Below are 16,541 nucleotides of genomic sequence, written 5' to 3' on the forward strand. Positions count from 1 at the left end.
GCCGCATGTACGAGCTGTCCCGGGTCCGCCTCTACTCCATCGGTCCCGCCGGCGCACGCTACGCCGACACCGTCCTTGACCTGCGCGGAGTCGGCGCGCCCGTGCCCCACCCCGCCCCCACCCAGGCGGAGTTCTTCGAGGAGGAGCCGGTCGGCCCGCCGCGCCGCCCGGCCCCCGCGGGCGTGCTCTTCCTGGAGAACGGCGGCGGCAAGTCCGTCCTCCTCAAGCTGATCTTCTCCGTGATGCTCCCGGGCCACCGCAACACCCTCGGCGGCGCCAGCTCCGGCGTGCTGCGCAAGTTCCTCCTCGCCGACGACTGCGGCCACGTGGCCCTGGAGTGGCAGCACACGCTCACCGGCGAACTCGTCGTCGTCGGCAAGGCCAGCGAGTGGCGCGGCCGTCAGGTCTCCAACGACCCCCGGAAGTTCGCCGAGGCCTGGTACTCCTTCCGTCCCGGCCCCGGACTCAGCCTGGACAACCTCCCCGTCGCCGAGGCGACCTCCGTCCGCCCGCCCGTCGAGGGAGCCTCCGGCGCGAGCGGCCGCCGCCGCACCATGAAGGGCTTCCGCGACGCCCTCACCGAGGCCGGGAAGGCCTACCCGCACCTGGAGGTCGTCTGGGAGGAGATCCACGACCGCTGGAACGAGCACCTCGGCGACCTCGGCCTCGACCCCGAACTCTTCCGCTACCAGCGCGAGATGAACGCCGACGAGGGCGAGGCCGCCGGTCTCTTCGCGGTCAAGAAGGACTCCGACTTCACCGACCTGCTGCTGCGCGCCGTCACCGACACCCGTGACACCGACGGCCTCGCGGACCTCGTCGGCGGCTTCGGCAACAAGCTCGGCCGCCGCGCCGAACTGACCGCCGAGCGCGACTTCACCGCCGGCTCCGTCGACCTCCTCGGCCGCATCGTCGAGGCCGCCGGAACCCGCGCCCACGCGCGCGAGGTCCACACCGCCGCCGAGCGCCGCACCCGCACCCTCGCCCGCCGGCTCTCCGCCCGCGCCGCCGAGGAACGCGGCCGTACCGCCGAACTCGCCGAGCGGGTCACCTCGGCCGGGCACTCCGTCGCCGAGGCCGAGACCGCCCGCGGCCGCAGCTCCCTCATCGCCGCCGAACTCGCCTACCGGCACGCCTCCCTGGCGCTCACCGCCGCCGAGAAGGGCGCCGCCGCCCAGCGCCGCGAACTCACCGACGCCCGCACCCTGCACTCCGCCTGGCAGGCCGCCGAGGCGGTGCTCCGCCACCGGGCCGCGGGCGACCGCTCCGCGCGCGTGGCCGCCGCCATCCGCGAGGCCGAGCGCGACGCTGCCCCCGCCCTGGCCGCCCGCGCCGAGGCCGCCGCCGATCTCGTCCGGGCCCTCGCCGCCGCCGCCGAGGAGGGCGAGCGTCACGCGGCGGAGGAGGAGGAGCGCTCCACCGCCCTCCAGGAGGCGGGCGAGACCGCCCACCGCGACGCCACCACCGCCGCCACCGAGGCCCAGCGGGCCCGCAGCGAGGCCGGTCACCTGCGCCAGCGGCTCGCCGAGGTCGAGCAGGAGACCGCCGAGGCTGTACGGGCCGGCTGGCTCGACGACACCGCCCCCGACGCCGACCCGGCCCGTGCCGCGCTCGCCGCGAGCGACGCCGAGAAGACGACGGTCGCCGCCTGGGACACGGCCCGCGAGGCCGCCCGCACCGCCGCGGAGCGCGCCCGTGAGGCCGCCGGCGCCGAGTCCCGCGCCGAACTCGCCGCGGCCCGCGCCGCGGACGCGGCCGAAGCCGCCGGGAACGCCTACGACGCGGAGCGCCGCGCCGCCGAGGCCCTCGCCTCCGAGGAGCGCCTCGCGGAGCTCCTCAGCCTCCCGTCCTCCCGCTCCCCGCTGCCGGGTCAGCGCGCCGCCACCGCCTCCGACGCCGAACCCGAGGAGGACGCGGGACCGGGAGACGAGCCCCAGGGCCCGCTCACCGTCACCGAGTTCGACCGGTACGCCGACGAGCTGCGCGGTCTGCTCGACCAGGCCGTCGCCTCCGCCGAGCGGCAGCTCTTCGACCTGCGCACCGCCGCCGCCGACGACTCCCGCATCCTCGGCGCCCTCGGCGACGGCGGCCTGCTGCCGCCCGGCCCCGACGTCCTCGCCACCGTCGAGTACCTCGGCGAGCACGGCATCCCCGCGCTCCCCGGCTGGCGCTACCTCGCCCAGTCCGTGGACCCCGCAGACCACGCCCGGGTCCTCGCCGCCCGCCCCGAGCTCGTCGACGGCGTCGTCATCACCGACCCCGTCTCGTACGGACGCGCCCGCGAGGTCCTCGGCACCGCCGCCCTGCTGCCCCGCTCCGCCGTCGCGGTCGGCACCGCCGCCGCCCTGCTCGCCCCCGTGCCCTCCCGGGACGCGGCGGAGGACGGCGGGGTCTTCCTCGTCCCGCCGAACCCGGCCATGCACGACGAGCACGCGGCCGACGAGGAGCGGCACGCGCTGCGCGCCCGCGCCACCGCCCGCGACGAGGACATCCGCGCCCTCGCCGCCCGCCTCGCCGGCGACCGGGCCCTCGCCTCCCGCATCGGCGCCTGGCGCGCCGACTGCCCCTTCGGGATGCTCGCCGAGCTCGCGTCCGTCGCCACCACCGCCCGCGAGACCGCCGAGGCCGCGGCCGCCGCCCTCGACGAGGCCCGCACCGCCCGCGCGGAGACCGACGAGGTCGCCGCCGAGGCCGCCCGGCTCCGCGACGAGCGCCAGGAGGCCGCCCAGCGCGCCCGCCGGGCCGCCGACGCGCTCGCCGGCCTCGCGTTCCGCCTGCGCGAGCGCTCCGCCTGGCAGGCCAAGCTCCGCGAACTCGCCGACGACGCCACCGAGTCCGAGGCCCGCGCCCAGACCTGCCTGGAGCGCGCCCGCGCCGCCGACGAGGACCGCCGCGCCGCCCAGCGCGCCGCCGACGACGCCCACCGCACCGCCCGCGCCCTGCGGGCCGAGCGCGCCGAGATCGCCGGCGCCCCCGAGAACCTCCCGGAGGAGGAGCCGGGCGCGCCCCGCGCCGCGCTGCCCACCCTCCGCGAGGCCTACCGGGCCGCCTCCCAGGTGTACGAGAAGGTCGGCGTCGGCGCCGACCTGCGCGCCGAGCAGGCCCGTGCCGAGAGCGACGAGTCCGCCGCCCTCGCCGAGCTCGACCGCCTCACCAACAAGGTCCGCACCCGCGCCGAACAGCTCCTCGAGTCCACCGACGGCGCCGACGGCCCGTCCCGGCAGGCGGCCGCCGCGCGCGCCGAGGCCCTGGTCCAGATGCTGGAGACCCGGGCGTCGGAGGCCAGCGAGAAGCTCGGCCGGCTCCGCGGCGAGGCCGAGCGCCTGGCCCCCGAGGACGGCGAGGCGCACACCGAGCTGCCCGAGGAGCTGGTGCCCGCCGACGCCGAGCGGGCCCAGGCCCTGCTCCGTACCGCCACCACCGAACTCGCCTCCCGCACCGACGCCCTGGACGCGGCGCGCGCCGCCCACGCCGGACTGCTCCGGGACCACCGGGCCGCCGAGGACGCCGCCGGCGGCTTCGACGAGACCGCGGCCCTGCTGCGGGACCTGCTGCGCGACCACGTGGACGAGGAGCGGGAGGAGACCGAGCCGTATCCGGGCAGCCTGGAGGAGGCCCGTACGGTGGCGGCCGAGGCGCGGCGCGCGCTGCGCGGCTGCACCGCCGAGCTGTCCGCCGCCGACGCCGCCGTGCGCGAGGCGAGCGACATCCTCGTCCGGCACGCCAACTCCACGCGCTACGAGCAGGTCAGGACGCCCGCCCGCCAGCAGATCCGCGAACTCCCGGCGTCCGCGCTGCCCGAGCACGCCGCCAAGTGGGCCGAGGCCTTCGCGCCCCGGCTGCGGGTCCTGACGGACGAGCTGGAGCAGCTGGAGCGCAACCGGGACTCGATCGTGGACCGGCTGCGCGGTCTCGTGGAGTCCTCGCTCACGACGCTCCGCTCCGCGCAGCGGCTGTCCCGGCTCCCCGAGGGCCTGGGCGAGTGGTCGGGCCAGGAGTTCCTGCGGATCCGCTTCGAGGAGCCCGACCAGGCCACGCTCGCCGAGCGGCTCGGCGAGGTCGTCGACGAGGCGACCCGCGCCGCCGTCAAGAAGAACTCCGACCTGCGGCGCGACGGCATGTCGCTGCTCCTCAGGGGCGTCCAGGCGGCGCTGGAACCGAAGGGCGTCTCGGTCGAGATCCTCAAGCCGGACGCGGTGCTGCGCGCCGAGCGGGTCCCCGTCGGGCAGATGGGCGACGTCTTCTCCGGTGGCCAGCTGCTCACCGCCGCCATCGCCCTGTACTGCACGATGGCCGCGCTCCGCTCCAACGACCGGGGCCGCGACAAGCACCGGCACGCGGGGACGCTGTTCCTCGACAACCCCATCGGCCGCGCCAACGCCACGTACCTCCTGGAGCTCCAGCGGGCCGTGTCGGACGCGCTGGGCGTCCAGCTCCTCTACACGACGGGCCTGTTCGACACGACCGCGCTCGCCGAGTTCCCGCTGGTGATCCGGCTGCGCAACGACGCGGACCTGCGGGCCGGTCTGAAGTACATCAGCGTGGAGGAGCACCTGCGTCCCGGGCTGCCGCAGCCCGGAGCGGAGGGGGAGACCATCCACGGCGAGATCACGGCGACCCGGATGTTCCGCCGCCACCAGTCCGACGAACCGGCCCGGTCGGTCGAGGCGTAGGCCCCCGCCACCGGATGACGACGGCGAACGGCCCGGCCGGTCGAGGCCTGAGCCCCGCCACCGGATGACGACGGCGAACGGCCCGGCCCCCTCGGGGGACCGGGCCGCTCTTCCGTACCGTCGTGCTCAGGCCGCCTCCGACAGCGGCGTCCTCTCCGACCGGCCTTCCTCGCGGCGCTCCGACCGGCCTTCCTCGCGGCGCTCGCGGAGCGGCGGCCGCGCCGTGCTGCTCGGCTCGGACACCACACCGTTGCGCTGGCGCCACACCTGGCGCGTGATCCACACGTCGAGGACGCTCCAGGTGGCCACCACGGTCGAGGCGACCGTGGTGACGGTCATCGGGAACGCAAGCCACGAGCCCGCGACCGTGCCGAGGAAGGCGACCACGGCCTGGATCAGTGTCACCGACGTGATCATGACGGCCCGCACGGCGGCGTCGCGCACCGGATCGGGCATCCGTCGTCGGCCCCGCTCCTCGTCCACCCACAACTGCCGCGCCGACCGCGCCTCGTGTTCCATGGTCCTGTCACTCCCCACCGCTGAAAGACTCCAGGGTCGGCTGCCCGTCTTTGCGCCCCTTTACGCGGACAGAACCCTCCCCTCACGTATTGACGCACGGGACAGGGAAAAGGTTTCGCCCGGGTGGGGACGAACGCGACACGTGACCGGGCGGAACGAACAGTTCCAGCCATCCCCTCAGGCCGGAGAAATGGCACACCATCAGGTGTCCTACGCCACAGTGACCAATCCCAACTCCCGTAATACCAGGACATCTCATGATCAACGCTCACTCGACAGGCTGAAAATCGCTCGGACACGCCTTCGGGATGGCCGTGATGCAGTAGTAGGCTCGCGCCGCCGTTTGTTGAAATTCAGGGTGGACGCCGCGTGTTGACGACGGCGTCACGAACGTGAAGGACCCCCGTGGCGCACGGGGGCCGAGCTGGGGGAGGCCATGCGCTTTCGCGGGAAGTCCATCCGCAGGAAGATCGTGGCGTTGCTGCTCGTACCGCTCGTCTCCCTCACCGGACTGTGGGGTTTCGCCACGGTCCTGACGGGCCGCGAGGCCGACCAGCTCCTCGACGTCGGCTACATCGTCGACAAGGTCGGCTACCCCCTGGAGGACACCGCACGGGTCATCCAGATCGAGCGCAGGCAGTCCCTCATCTACCTGGCCGACCCCCGGGGCTCCGAGGCCCTCCCGGCCCTGCGCGAGACCCGCCGCGCCACCGACCGGCAGATCGCCCGCATCCGCGCCAACGCCTCCGACCCCGGCGTGCGCGAGGAGATGCGGCCCGTCACCGCCCAGCGGCTCAGCTCCCTCCTCGACGCCCTCGACGGCCTCGCCTCGCTCCGCCGCTCCGTGGAGAAGCGGGACATCGGCCGGATGCAGGCCCTCGACTTCTACAACCGGCTCGTCGACCCCTGCTACAGCTTCCTCATCACCCTCCACGCCCTCGAGAACGTGGAGATGGACAAGCAGGGCCGTGCCCTCGTCGGCATCACGCGCGCGCGGGAGCTGCTCTCCCGGGAGGACGCCCTCGTCCTCTCCGCGCTCGTCGCCGACCGGGTCACCATCGAGGAGATCCGCGAGATATCCGACCTCGTCGCCAACCGCGAGCAGTACTACGAGGTCAACCTCGAACTCCTGCCCGCCGCCGAGCGCGAGCGCTTCGAGAAGTACTGGCGCAGCCCCGACACCCAGCCGCTGCGCACCGCCGAGAACGCGCTCATCGAAGAGGGCCCCACCGACAGCCCGCGCGCCGTCACCGCCGAGCGGTGGCAGGACCAGGCCGGCCCGGTCCTCGACGACCTGGCCCGCGAGAACACCGCCGCCGGCGACCGCTACCAGGACCGCGTCCAGCCCGCCGCGTACAGCGTCCTCCTCAAGGTCGGCGTCGCCGGCGTCCTCGGCTTCCTCGCCCTCATCGCCTCGATCGTCATCTCCTTGCGCATCGGCCGCGAACTCGTCCGCGACCTGCGCCGCCTGCAGAAGGAGGCCCAGGAGGTCTCCGGCGTCCGGCTGCCCAGCGTCATGCGCCGCCTCGCCGCCGGCGAGCAGGTCGACGTCGGCACCGAGGTGCCCCACCTGCGGTACGGGGAGGACGAGGTCGGCCAGGTCGGCCAGGCCCTCAACACCCTCCAGCGCGCCGCCGTCGAGGCCGCCGTCAAGCAGGCGGAACTCCGCCGCGGCGTCTCCGAGGTGTTCGTCAACCTCGCCCGCCGCAACCAGGTCCTGCTCCACCGTCAGCTGACCCTCCTCGACACCATGGAGCGACGCACCGAGGACACCGACGAGCTGGCCGACCTGTTCCGCCTCGACCACCTCACCACCCGCATGCGCCGCCACGCCGAGGGCCTCGTCATCCTGTCCGGCGCCGCACCCTCCCGCCAGTGGCGCAAGCCCGTCCAGCTCATGGACGTGGTCCGGGCCGCCGTCGCCGAGGTCGAGGACTACGAGCGCGTCGAGGTGCGCCGACTGCCCCGCCTCGGCGTGGGCGGCCCCGCCGTCGCGGACCTCACCCACCTCATCGCCGAACTCCTCGAGAACGCGACGGTCTACTCGCCCCCGCACACCGCCGTCCAGGTGCTCGGCGAGCGCGTCGCCAACGGCTTCACCCTGGAGATCCACGACCGCGGCCTCGGCATGAACCCCGACGCCCTGCTCGACGCCAACCTCCGGCTCGCCGAGACCCCCGAGTTCGAGCTCTCGGACACCGACCGGCTCGGCCTCTTCGTCGTCAGCCGCCTCGCCCAGCGCCAGAACGTCCGGGTCTCGCTCCAGACCTCTCCGTACGGAGGGACCACCGCGGTCGTCTTCATCCCGGCCGCGCTGCTCACCGACGCGCCCGAGACCCAGGGCGCCGGATTCCGGCTCGACCGCAAGACCCTGGAGCGCCCGGCCCGGAGCGACGGCACGCCCGCCGACGACGGCACCCTGCCGCTGCGCAGGCCGGCCCTCACCAAGGTCCCCGACGTGACCGAGGCTCCTGGACCGCTGGACGGGCCCGTGGAGCTGGAGGCGCCGCTGGGCACCGAGGACTTCGACGCGCTCCTCGACCGCTCGGCGGACCTCCTCGACAGCGACAGCGAGCGCGGTGGCCTCTTCCGGCCCCGCGACCGGCGCCGCACCGGGCTCGGGCCCGCCGGCGAGCAGCACGAGCAGGCCACGGACCGCACGGCGGGCCGCGCCGAGCAGGGCGCGCCCGTCGACGGCGCGCGCCTCAGCCCCGTACCGCTGCCCCGCCGCCGCACCCCGACCCTCGTCGTGGACCACGGCCGCCGCCTCGACGAACCGGACGGCGCCCACGCGCAGCCCGACCGCTCCCACCCGCAGCCCGACCGCTCCCACCCGCAGCCGGGCCGCGGCCACGCGCAGGCCGACCGCTCCCAGCCCCAGCCCGATCGCGCGCACCCGCAGGACGACCCGTGGGCGGACCGCGGCGGCCTCCCGCCGGGCACCGGCCCCACCCTGGTCCCCGTGCGGCCCGGGATCCCCGGACGCCCGGACGCCTCCGCGGCGCCGGAGGGACCTGCGCCGACGGAGGGCGCGGACCTGTTCGGCGGCCTGCCCCGCCGGGTCCGCCAGGCCAGCCTCGCGCCCCAGCTGCGCGAGACCGAGGGCGCGGCGGGCCGCGGTGCGGGAGCCCGCGCCGACGCCGGTACGGGCAGCGGAGCCCCGTCCGACGGGCCCGACTCCTTCGAGCGCGACGCCGAGGAGGTACGCGCGCGCATGGCCGCCATGCAGCGCGGCTGGCAGCGCGGCCGACGGGACACCACCGAGCCGGACGACCCGACAGCACCAGGAACGACACCCGAGGGGGACGGTCGATGACCGCACCGAACGCCGCAGCACCCAGCACCACCGCCGGACACGGAAACGGCGAACTGAACTGGCTCCTCGACGAGCTCGTCCAGCGCGTCGGGTCGATCCGGAAGGCCCTGGTGCTCTCCGGCGACGGGCTCCCCACCGGCGCCTCCCAGGAGCTGACCCGGGAGGACGGCGAGCACCTGGCCGCCGTCGCCTCCGGTTTCCACAGCCTCGCCAAGGGCGTCGGCCGCCACTTCGAGGCGGGCAAGGTCCGCCAGACGGTCGTCGAGCTGGAGGACGCCTTCCTCTTCGTCACGGCCGCCGGCGACGGCAGCTGCCTGGCGGTGCTCGCGGACGCCGACTCGGACGTGGGCCAGGTCGCCTACGAGATGACGCTGATGGTGAAGCGGGTCGGGGCCCACCTCACGACGGCTCCCCGGACCGGCCTGCCCTCGGGAGGGTGAGTGGGACGGCATGAGTGACGAAGCCGAGCGGAGCCGGCACAAGCGGGACCTGACCCCCGGTCACCACCACTGGTTCGACGACGAGGCCGGGCCGGTGGTCCGTCCGTACGCGATGACCCGCGGCCGGACGAGCGCCGCCACCCGCCACCGGCTCGACCTGATCGCGGTGGTCGTCCCCGAGCCCGCCGCCGACGACCCCGGCCGGGACCAGACGCTCTCCCCGGAACACGTGGAGATCGTCGAACGCTGCTCCGAGCAGCCCCAGTCGATCGCCGAGCTCGCCGCCGGACTCGACCTCCCCGTCGGGGTGGTGCGGGTCCTCGTCGGCGATCTCGTCGAGGACGAACTCGTCCATGTGACCCGCCCCGTTCCGCCGGCCGAGCTGCCGGACGTGAGCATCCTTCGCGAGGTGATCAATGGCCTTCGGGCGCTCTAGCCGCAACAAGCCCTATGTCGAGCCGGTGACCCTGAAGATCCTCGTCGCGGGCGGGTTCGGGGTCGGCAAGACGACACTGGTGGGCGCGGTCAGCGAGATCAGGCCGCTGCGGACCGAGGAGATCCTCAGCGAGGCGGGGCGGCCCGTCGACGACCTGCACGGGGTCGAGACCAAGACGACCACCACGGTCGCGATGGACTTCGGCCGGATCACCCTGCGCGAGGACCTCGTCCTCTACCTCTTCGGCACCCCGGGCCAGGACCGCTTCTGGTTCCTGTGGGACGAGCTGGCCCAGGGGGCCCTGGGCGCGATCGTCCTCGCGGACACCCGCCGCCTGGAGGACAGCTTCGCCGCGATCGACTACTTCGAGCGGCGCGGCATCCCCTTCACGGTGGCCGTCAACTGCTTCGAGGGCGCCCGGCGGTTCCCCGCGGAGACCGTGCGCGGGGCGCTCGACCTCGACCCCGAGGTGGAGCTGCTGATGTGCGACGCCCGGGACCGCGAATCCGTGAAGGACGTCCTCGTGGCAGTCGTCCAGCACGCCCTCGTCCTCGCGGACAGGAGCCCGGTCGCCACGTGACGGCAGGGGCGGTCAGCGCACCGTCACCACCGCCGAACCGTGCCCGAACAGGCCCTGGTTCGCGGTGATCCCGACCCGCGCCCCCGGCACCTGCCGGTCGCCCGCCGTGCCGCGCAGCTGCCAGGTCAGCTCGCAGACCTGGGCGATGGCCTGGGCCGGCACGGCCTCCCCGAAGGAGCCGAGGCCGCCGCTGGTGTTGACCGGCAGACGCCCGCCCAGGGCCGTCACGCCCTCCCGCAGCAGCTTGGCGCCCTCGCCCGGGGCGCAGAGCCCGATGTCCTCGTACCACTCCAGCTCCAGGGCGGTGGACAGGTCGTAGACCTCCGCGAGCGACAGGTCCTCGGGTCCGATCCCGGCCTCCTCGTAGGCGGCGCGGGCGATCGAGGCGCGGAAGGTGTGCGGGGCGGGGGAGACGGCCGCCGCCGAGTCGGTCGCGATGTCGGGGAGGTCGAGCACCGCCTTGGGGTACGTGGGGGAGACCGTGGACACCGCCCGGACGCGGACCGGGTCGGGGTGCCCGTGCCGGCGGGCGAACTCCATGCTGGACAGCACGAGCGCGGCGCCCCCGTCCGAGGTGGCGCAGATGTCGAGGAGCCGCAGCGGATCGGCGACGACCGCGGAGGCGGCGACCTCCTCGGCGGTCACGCGCGCGCGGTAGCGGGCCAGGGGGTTGAGAGCGCCGGCCGCCGCGTTCTTCACCTTCACCTGGGCGAAGTCCTCGGCCGTGTCGCCGTACAGCGCCATCCTGCGGCGGGCGTAGAGCGCGAAGTACGCCGGGTTGGTCGCCCCGAGGACCCGGAACCGCAGCCAGTCCGGGTCGCCGGGCCGCTCGCCGCCGGCCGGTGCGAGGAAGCCCTTCGGCGTCGAGTCCGCGCCGACGACCAGGACCACGTCCGCGAGCCCCGCCAGGATCTGGGCGCGCGCGGTCCCGATGGCCTGGGCGCCCGAGGCGCAGGCGGCGTAGACGCTGGTGACGCGCGCGCCCTGCCAGCCGAGGGCCTGGGCGAAGGTCGCCCCGGCCACGTACCCCGGGTATCCGCACCGCATGGTGTCGGCGCCGACGACCGATCCGACGTCGGACCAGTCCAGACCGGCGTCGGCGAGCGCGGCGCGGGCGGCGGCCGTCCCGTACGAGACGAAGCTCCGCCCCCACTTGCCCCAGGGGTGCATCCCGGCCCCGAGTACGGCGATGTCGTTCACGACCGCTCCTCCCGCGGTTCCGGCGCGACCGGCCGCCAGTTCCAGGTGGTCCAGAGGTGCTCCTCGTCCTCGTTCAGGACGCCGGGGACGACCTCCACCTCCGTCCCGACGGCGAGGTCGGCCGTCGAGACCCCGGGTGCCGCCTGGCCTAGGACGACCATCGCCTCGTCCGCCAGCTCGACGGCGACCAGGGTGTACGGCTCCCAGGGCGCGTCCGGGTCGGAGACGTACGGGGCGGGCGGCCGGTAGCGGCCGTCGGTGTACGACCAGACCCGGCCGCGCGGCGAGAGAGGGACCTCGGCCAGCGCGCCGCCGCCGGGGCAGCCGGGGTTGCGGCACCAGTCGTCCTCCCGTGGGAAGAAGACCGACGCACAGGCCGTGCAGCGGGTGCCGAGCAGCCGGAACTCCGCCTCCGGCACGGTGTCGTCGGTGAACCATCCGGCCACCACCGGTCTGCGCGTCCGTGCCATCGGCACCTCCCGTGATCTGACGAAGCGTCAGAAGTGTGCCATGGGAGACCGGTGCTGAGAAGGGCTCAACGCCCCGCCACGGACCTCCGCGCCACCGGGAAGTCGAAGAACGTGCCCGGGAACGGCTCCGGCTCGAACGTGAAGTGCCACCACTCCTCCGGCAGGTTCACGAACCCCTGCTCGACGAGCGCACCCTTGAGCAGCTGCCGGTTGGCCCGCTGCGCGCCCCGGATCCTCGGGTCGTCGGTGTGCGAGCGCGTGTCGAAGCAGTCGTACCCGGTCCCCATGTCCACGGAATTGTCCGGAAAGCGCTCCTCCCGCGGGGCCCAGCACTCCACGAGCCGCTCACCCGGCACGTACGCGCGCGTGGGCGCCGCCGGGAGCCGCACGATCGTCAGATCCACCGTGGAACCCCGGCTGTGCCCGGACTTCTCCGCGATGTAACCGTCGGCGAACAGCCTCGACTTGTCGACCAGCGGATAGAACTCCTTCTTCATCCGCTCGTCCTCCAGGTCCTTCGCCCAGCGCACGAAGTGGTCCACCGCCCGCTGCGGCCGGTAGCAGTCGTACACCTTCAGCGTGTAGCCCCGCGCGAGCAGCCGCAGCTGCGCCCGGTGCAGCGCCTCGGCGGCGGGGCGGGTCAGGATGCACAGCGGCTGCCGGTATCCGTCCACCGGCTCGCCGACGAAGTTGTGCGCGGTCGTGTAGCGCATCTCCTGGAGGATCGTGCGGTCCACGGAACCGAGGGCCACGAACTCCCGCGGCGCCTTGGGCTCCGGCGCCGCCGAGGCCGGGGGAGCGGGCGCGGCGACGGAGCCCGTGACGGCGAGCAGTCCGGCCGCGGCCGTGACGGCGAGGGTACGGAGGGCGGTTGCGAGTCCAGTCATGCGCCCCCGTCTACCAGTTCCGGCAGCGCCGGGAAAGGCGATCGCATACGGTCGGGCCGTGAAGGACACCCACTGCTCCGCCTGTGGCGCCGCCCATCGGCCCGACGCCGGCTGGCCCCGCACCTGCGCGGTCTGCGGCCACACCGCCTACCGCAACCCGCTGCCCGTCGCGGTCGCCCTCCTGCCCGTCACCGACGCGACGGGGACGGGCCTCGTCGTCATCACCCGCACCATCGAACCCGCACGCGGCGGCGTCGCGCTGCCGGGAGGCTTCATCGACCACGGCGAGGACTGGCGCGCCGCCGTCGCCCGCGAACTCCGCGAGGAGACCGGCATCCCCGCCTCGGCCGATGAGGTGCGCCTCGCCGACGCGCTGAGCTCCCCGGCCGGTCACCTCCTCCTCTTCGGTCTCCTCCCGCCCCGCCCGGCCGACCTGCTCCCGTCGTCGACACCCACGGACGAGACGAGCGGCCATCACGTGCTCCGGGCGCCGGCGGAACTGGCCTTCCCGCTCCACACGGAGGCGGTGCGGAAGTGGTTCGCGGGGGAGTACGGGCGCGAGAGGGGCGCACTCTGATCGTGGGGGCGCACGCCGGGGGCGTGCGGGCGCCCGGCGGAACATCCAACTCTCCCTGAAACGTGTGTTGTTATGACATGCTGTCCGCTCGCCGTCGCCCGAGGCGGTGAGGTGAGGGGGAGCGCCCATGAACGTCGGCTGGCCCGAGGCTGTCATCGCCATCGCCGGTTTCGCGGCGGTCGTCGGCATGTTCTTCCTGATACGGCACAGGCTGAAGAAGGCGACGGTCCGCATGCCCGGCGTCACCGCCGGCTTCGAGGCCAACGAGGAGCAGCGCGGCCTGACTGAGCAGGAACTCCAGGCCCACGACTCCGTGTTCAAGCGCTCCCGGTTCCACCTGCGCGAGGGCGTGCGGACCGCCTTCTTCCGTTCGAAGGTCAAGCACACCACCGTCACGATCACCGGCAGGGACAGCACCCCCGCCCCCGCTTCCGGAACCCCCGTCTCCGGCACCCCCGCCCCGACCTGCGGCACCCCCGCTCCCGACACTCCCGTCCCCGGAGCTCAGGCCGGCGAGGCCCCCTGACGGACCGCTCGACACCAAGGGAACGGGGCCACGGGGTGCCTGACCGAGAACACGTCCACGTCGACCGCGCGGAGCAACTGGCACGCTCCGCCGCCGTCGTCGGGGGGAGCGACGAACGCCAGGCGCTCTTCTTCGAAGGGCCCGCGGGCATCGGCAAGACCTCGCTGCTCCGGGAGATCCACCGACGGCACGCCGCCTCCGGCGTCTACTACGTCGACCTGGAGCGCCTGGTCGAGAAGGACGACGTCCTGCGGGACCTGGCCCGACAGGCACGCCGGCAGGACGTCCCGGTCCCCGGCTACCAGGCCGTGCGCGCGCAGCTGGCACGGTCGGCCACCGTGAACGTGCACGACATGAGGGCACGGAACTCCACGGTGCAGATGGTCGTCAACACCTCCAGGGACCACAAGGTCCAGCTGGACGCCATGAGCGACGCCCTGCTGGACACGCTCACCGGAGACGCGCGTCGTCCCGTCGTCTGCCTGGACGGCTTCGAGCACTGCGAGGCCCCTATGCGCGACTGGCTCGGCAGGGACCTGGTTCCCGAGTTCCTCAGCCGGCGCGGCACCAGCGTCTTCGTGGCCGGCCGGCAGGTGCCGCGCCTCGCGTATCCCCACGTCACCGCGGTCCACACCCTGGCGCTGCCCCCCTTCGGCGTCGAGGCCGTCGAGGAGTGGATCACCTCGCTCGGCTTCCACAGCCTCAAGGGACAGGTCGCGACCATCCATCGGAGCCACCTCGGCGTGCCGGGGCTGATCCGCGAGTTCCTGGCACTCCACACCGAACCGTTCGCGGCCGGGTGAGGCGGGCATGAACGACGAACTGGCCCTCCGCGCGCTCACGCGCTTCGACGGCCTGCCCGCCGACGAGCGTCGCCTGGTCGAGGCGCTGTCCGTGCACGACCTCATCGACGCCCCGCTCGTCGGGTACACCGCGAGGGCGCTCGGCCTGGCCATCGGGCACGGCGAGGTGGTCGCGAACCCCTTCGTCCAGAAGGACACGCTCGCACCCGCCTGGCCCGGGGACGACGAGGACGGGAACGACGAGCCCGACGCCGTGACGTACGTACTCCGGACGTTCTTCCGGACGGCGCTGACCGACCGCCTCCGGGAGGCGGCGCCCGACCGGCTCGCCCGGGCCCACCGCCTGGCCGCCGCCTACTACCACCAGCCCCTGGAGCCGTTGCGCACCGACCGGCTCGACCGCTACGTCAAGGAGGTCCGCCACCTCGCCGCCGTCCGGCCGGACGCCTCCGTCACCCGTCTCGCCGCCTTCGCGCACCGCGCCCTCCTCGCGGGCCGGGCCGAGGCCGCCGGCCGGGCGGCGACCGCGACGGTGAACGGGCTCGCCGCGCCCGTCCCGCAGGCGCACTCCCTCGCGGACATCATCCGCTCCATCGCCGAGATCCTCGGCGCGCCCGACCGCGCGGAGCAGGGCACGCTGATGACCCTGGAGCAGCGGCTCGCCGAGCATCCCCCGTCCCGGGACCCCGCCGTCTCACGGATCGTCCTGCTCGGCGCCGACCTGGTCGCGTACTACACGGAGCGCACGGCCCCGACGCCCTCCCTCACGGCCTCGGTCATGCCGGCCGCGCTGACCACCGTCGACCCGCGCGGGCTTCCGGCCGCCCCTGGCTGGGACGAGCTGCGCATGCTGCAGGAACTCGACGGGATCTCCGCCACGATCAGGACCCGGACCCACCGACTGGAGTTCCCCGACCGCACCGTGGCGCGACACGAGGTCAGGACGAAGCTCAGCGCGCTCGTCGGCATGGAGGTCCACGCGGCCCCCCGGATGCCCGTGATCGTGGATCTCGTGCCCTGGGACGAGGACCGCTTCCTGGACGACCTGCACCTCAAGGACCGCAACGGCCGCCCGCTGAACATGCTCACCTCGACCGACGTGAAGCTGCAGATCGCGCGAGGCGTCCACCGGCTCCTCACGTCCGACGGGGACGCCGAGCCCGCGCCGGGACGGGAGATCGCCCGGAGCCTCCAGGCCCTCGCGTGGAGTCCGGAGACGGAGGAGATCACCGCCGTCCTGCGGCAGGCGGCCCGGAACGACGACCTGGACGACGGACAACGGTGGCGGATCGACCGGCTGATCCGCTACATGCCCGTGGTGGCCCTGATCGACGCGCACGCGGGCATGTCGTCGGAGGTGAGCTACGACTACGACGGAAAGAGCAGGGTGACCCGGATCGGCTGGGGTGCCGTCCTCGTGTCCGCGGAGCTCGCCTTCCCCCTCGAAGTACCGCAGAACAGGCTCCACGTCGTCACCCCGGAGGGCCTGGAGGCCGCGGGCTCCCCCCTGGTCGCCGAGAGCGCCGAGATCCGGCGGCTCGTCGAAGCGGACGTGACCGACGGCGTGCAGGAGTTCGTCCTCGACACCAGGGAGGACGCCGCGAGCGCCTGGGAACGCGGCGAGCGCCTGGCGCGGATCCACGTGGAACTCCCGTACGTCCTGCCCCGGGAGAACTTCGTCCGCGCCCTCGGCACGAGCGGCCTGTGCATGCTCGTGTCCTGGGCGGCCGCGGTGCTGCAGGTCTTCCTGAACCCCTTCGTGTGGGCCCAGGTCGGCTCGGCTGCCCTCGCCGCCGGTGCCCTCGTCGTCGAGAGCCTGCGCAAGGGCCACCGGGGCGGCGAGAGGAGTCCTGACAGCCTCTACGCCGTCGCGGACAAGCCACTGAACATCGTCAGGAGGGTCGGCATCGTCATGGCGATCGTCGCCCTGGCAACCACACCCCTGGGCAACGGCGTGGGGTTCGCGGTGTCCGCCACGGCCGGGTTCGTCTGCGCCGTCCTCGCCATGGCCGTCCTCACGAGGATGCACCGGCGGTACCGGCTCGTCACCGGTGGCCGCCCCGGCGGGCGCGAGCTGCCCGGCTGAGCCGGTGCGGGTGCGGACCCACAGCCGG

13 protein-coding genes are annotated in these 16,541 nt (G+C 74.3%); 9 read left to right on the forward strand and 4 right to left on the reverse strand.

Annotation, left to right across the window (positions count from 1 at the left end; all coding sequences use genetic code 11):
- Positions 1-5 precede the first annotated feature (5 nt).
- The gene (locus tag ABTY59_RS27790; RefSeq protein ID WP_352021773.1) at positions 6-4,673 is read left to right on the forward strand and encodes a hypothetical protein; all 4,668 of its coding nucleotides are present in this window, start codon (positions 6-8) and stop codon (positions 4,671-4,673) included.
- Positions 4,674-4,799: 126 nt separating this feature from the next.
- Here the strand turns inward: ABTY59_RS27790 and ABTY59_RS27795 are convergent, their stop codons facing one another.
- The gene (locus ABTY59_RS27795) at positions 4,800-5,192 is read right to left on the reverse strand and encodes a hypothetical protein (RefSeq protein ID WP_352021774.1); all 393 of its coding nucleotides are present in this window, start codon (positions 5,190-5,192) and stop codon (positions 4,800-4,802) included.
- Positions 5,193-5,628: 436 nt separating this feature from the next.
- Between ABTY59_RS27795 and ABTY59_RS27800 the strand changes: the two genes are divergently transcribed.
- The 4 genes from ABTY59_RS27800 to ABTY59_RS27815 are packed head-to-tail and all read left to right on the forward strand — an operon-like array spanning position 5,629 to position 9,964.
- Complete coding sequence (locus tag ABTY59_RS27800) at positions 5,629-8,508, forward strand: sensor histidine kinase (RefSeq protein ID WP_352021775.1); 2,880 nt, start codon at positions 5,629-5,631, stop codon at positions 8,506-8,508.
- On the forward strand, positions 8,505-8,948 hold the full coding sequence (locus ABTY59_RS27805; protein ID WP_352021776.1) for a roadblock/LC7 domain-containing protein: 444 nt from the start codon (positions 8,505-8,507) through the stop codon (positions 8,946-8,948). Before ABTY59_RS27800 ends, ABTY59_RS27805 begins: the two co-directional genes overlap by 4 nt.
- A 10-nt stretch (positions 8,949-8,958) precedes the next feature.
- A complete protein-coding gene (locus ABTY59_RS27810; protein ID WP_352021777.1) occupies positions 8,959-9,384 on the forward strand; it encodes a DUF742 domain-containing protein in 426 nt (141 codons plus the stop codon).
- Positions 9,365-9,964 (forward strand): GTP-binding protein, encoded by a 600-nt coding sequence (locus ABTY59_RS27815; protein ID WP_352021778.1) that lies wholly within the window; start codon positions 9,365-9,367, stop codon positions 9,962-9,964. Before ABTY59_RS27810 ends, ABTY59_RS27815 begins: the two co-directional genes overlap by 20 nt.
- Positions 9,965-9,976: 12 nt before the next feature.
- On the opposite strand, the gene ABTY59_RS27820 is transcribed toward ABTY59_RS27815, so the two are convergent.
- The 3 genes from ABTY59_RS27820 to ABTY59_RS27830 form a co-directional block, all read right to left on the reverse strand.
- The gene (locus ABTY59_RS27820) at positions 9,977-11,134 is read right to left on the reverse strand and encodes a lipid-transfer protein (RefSeq protein WP_352021798.1); all 1,158 of its coding nucleotides are present in this window, start codon (positions 11,132-11,134) and stop codon (positions 9,977-9,979) included.
- A gap of 26 nt (positions 11,135-11,160) precedes the next feature.
- Positions 11,161-11,634, reverse strand: a complete 474-nt coding sequence (locus tag ABTY59_RS27825) for a Zn-ribbon domain-containing OB-fold protein (protein WP_352021779.1) — start codon at positions 11,632-11,634, stop codon at positions 11,161-11,163.
- A 65-nt stretch (positions 11,635-11,699) separates the two neighbouring features.
- Positions 11,700-12,521, reverse strand: a complete 822-nt coding sequence (locus tag ABTY59_RS27830) for a M15 family metallopeptidase (RefSeq protein WP_352021780.1) — start codon at positions 12,519-12,521, stop codon at positions 11,700-11,702.
- Between ABTY59_RS27830 and ABTY59_RS27835 the strand changes: the two genes are divergently transcribed.
- From ABTY59_RS27835 to ABTY59_RS27850, 4 genes are all read left to right on the forward strand, one after another.
- Positions 12,520-13,098 (forward strand): NUDIX domain-containing protein, encoded by a 579-nt coding sequence (locus ABTY59_RS27835; RefSeq protein ID WP_502995434.1) that lies wholly within the window; start codon positions 12,520-12,522, stop codon positions 13,096-13,098. The two genes, ABTY59_RS27830 and ABTY59_RS27835, sit on opposite strands and share 2 nt — an antisense overlap.
- Positions 13,099-13,225: 127 nt before the next feature.
- Complete coding sequence (locus ABTY59_RS27840; RefSeq protein ID WP_352021782.1) at positions 13,226-13,624, forward strand: hypothetical protein; 399 nt, start codon at positions 13,226-13,228, stop codon at positions 13,622-13,624.
- Positions 13,625-13,659: 35 nt separating this feature from the next.
- Entirely contained in the window at positions 13,660-14,427 is a 768-nt protein-coding gene (locus tag ABTY59_RS27845) for an AAA family ATPase (protein ID WP_352021783.1), read from the forward strand.
- A gap of 7 nt (positions 14,428-14,434) precedes the next feature.
- Entirely contained in the window at positions 14,435-16,513 is a 2,079-nt protein-coding gene (locus tag ABTY59_RS27850) for a hypothetical protein (protein WP_352021784.1), read from the forward strand.
- The last annotated feature ends 28 nt before the right edge of the window (positions 16,514-16,541 follow it).

The sequence above is a fragment of the Streptomyces sp. NPDC096079 genome, assembly GCF_040303145.1.
Taxonomy (GTDB): domain Bacteria; phylum Actinomycetota; class Actinomycetes; order Streptomycetales; family Streptomycetaceae; genus Streptomyces.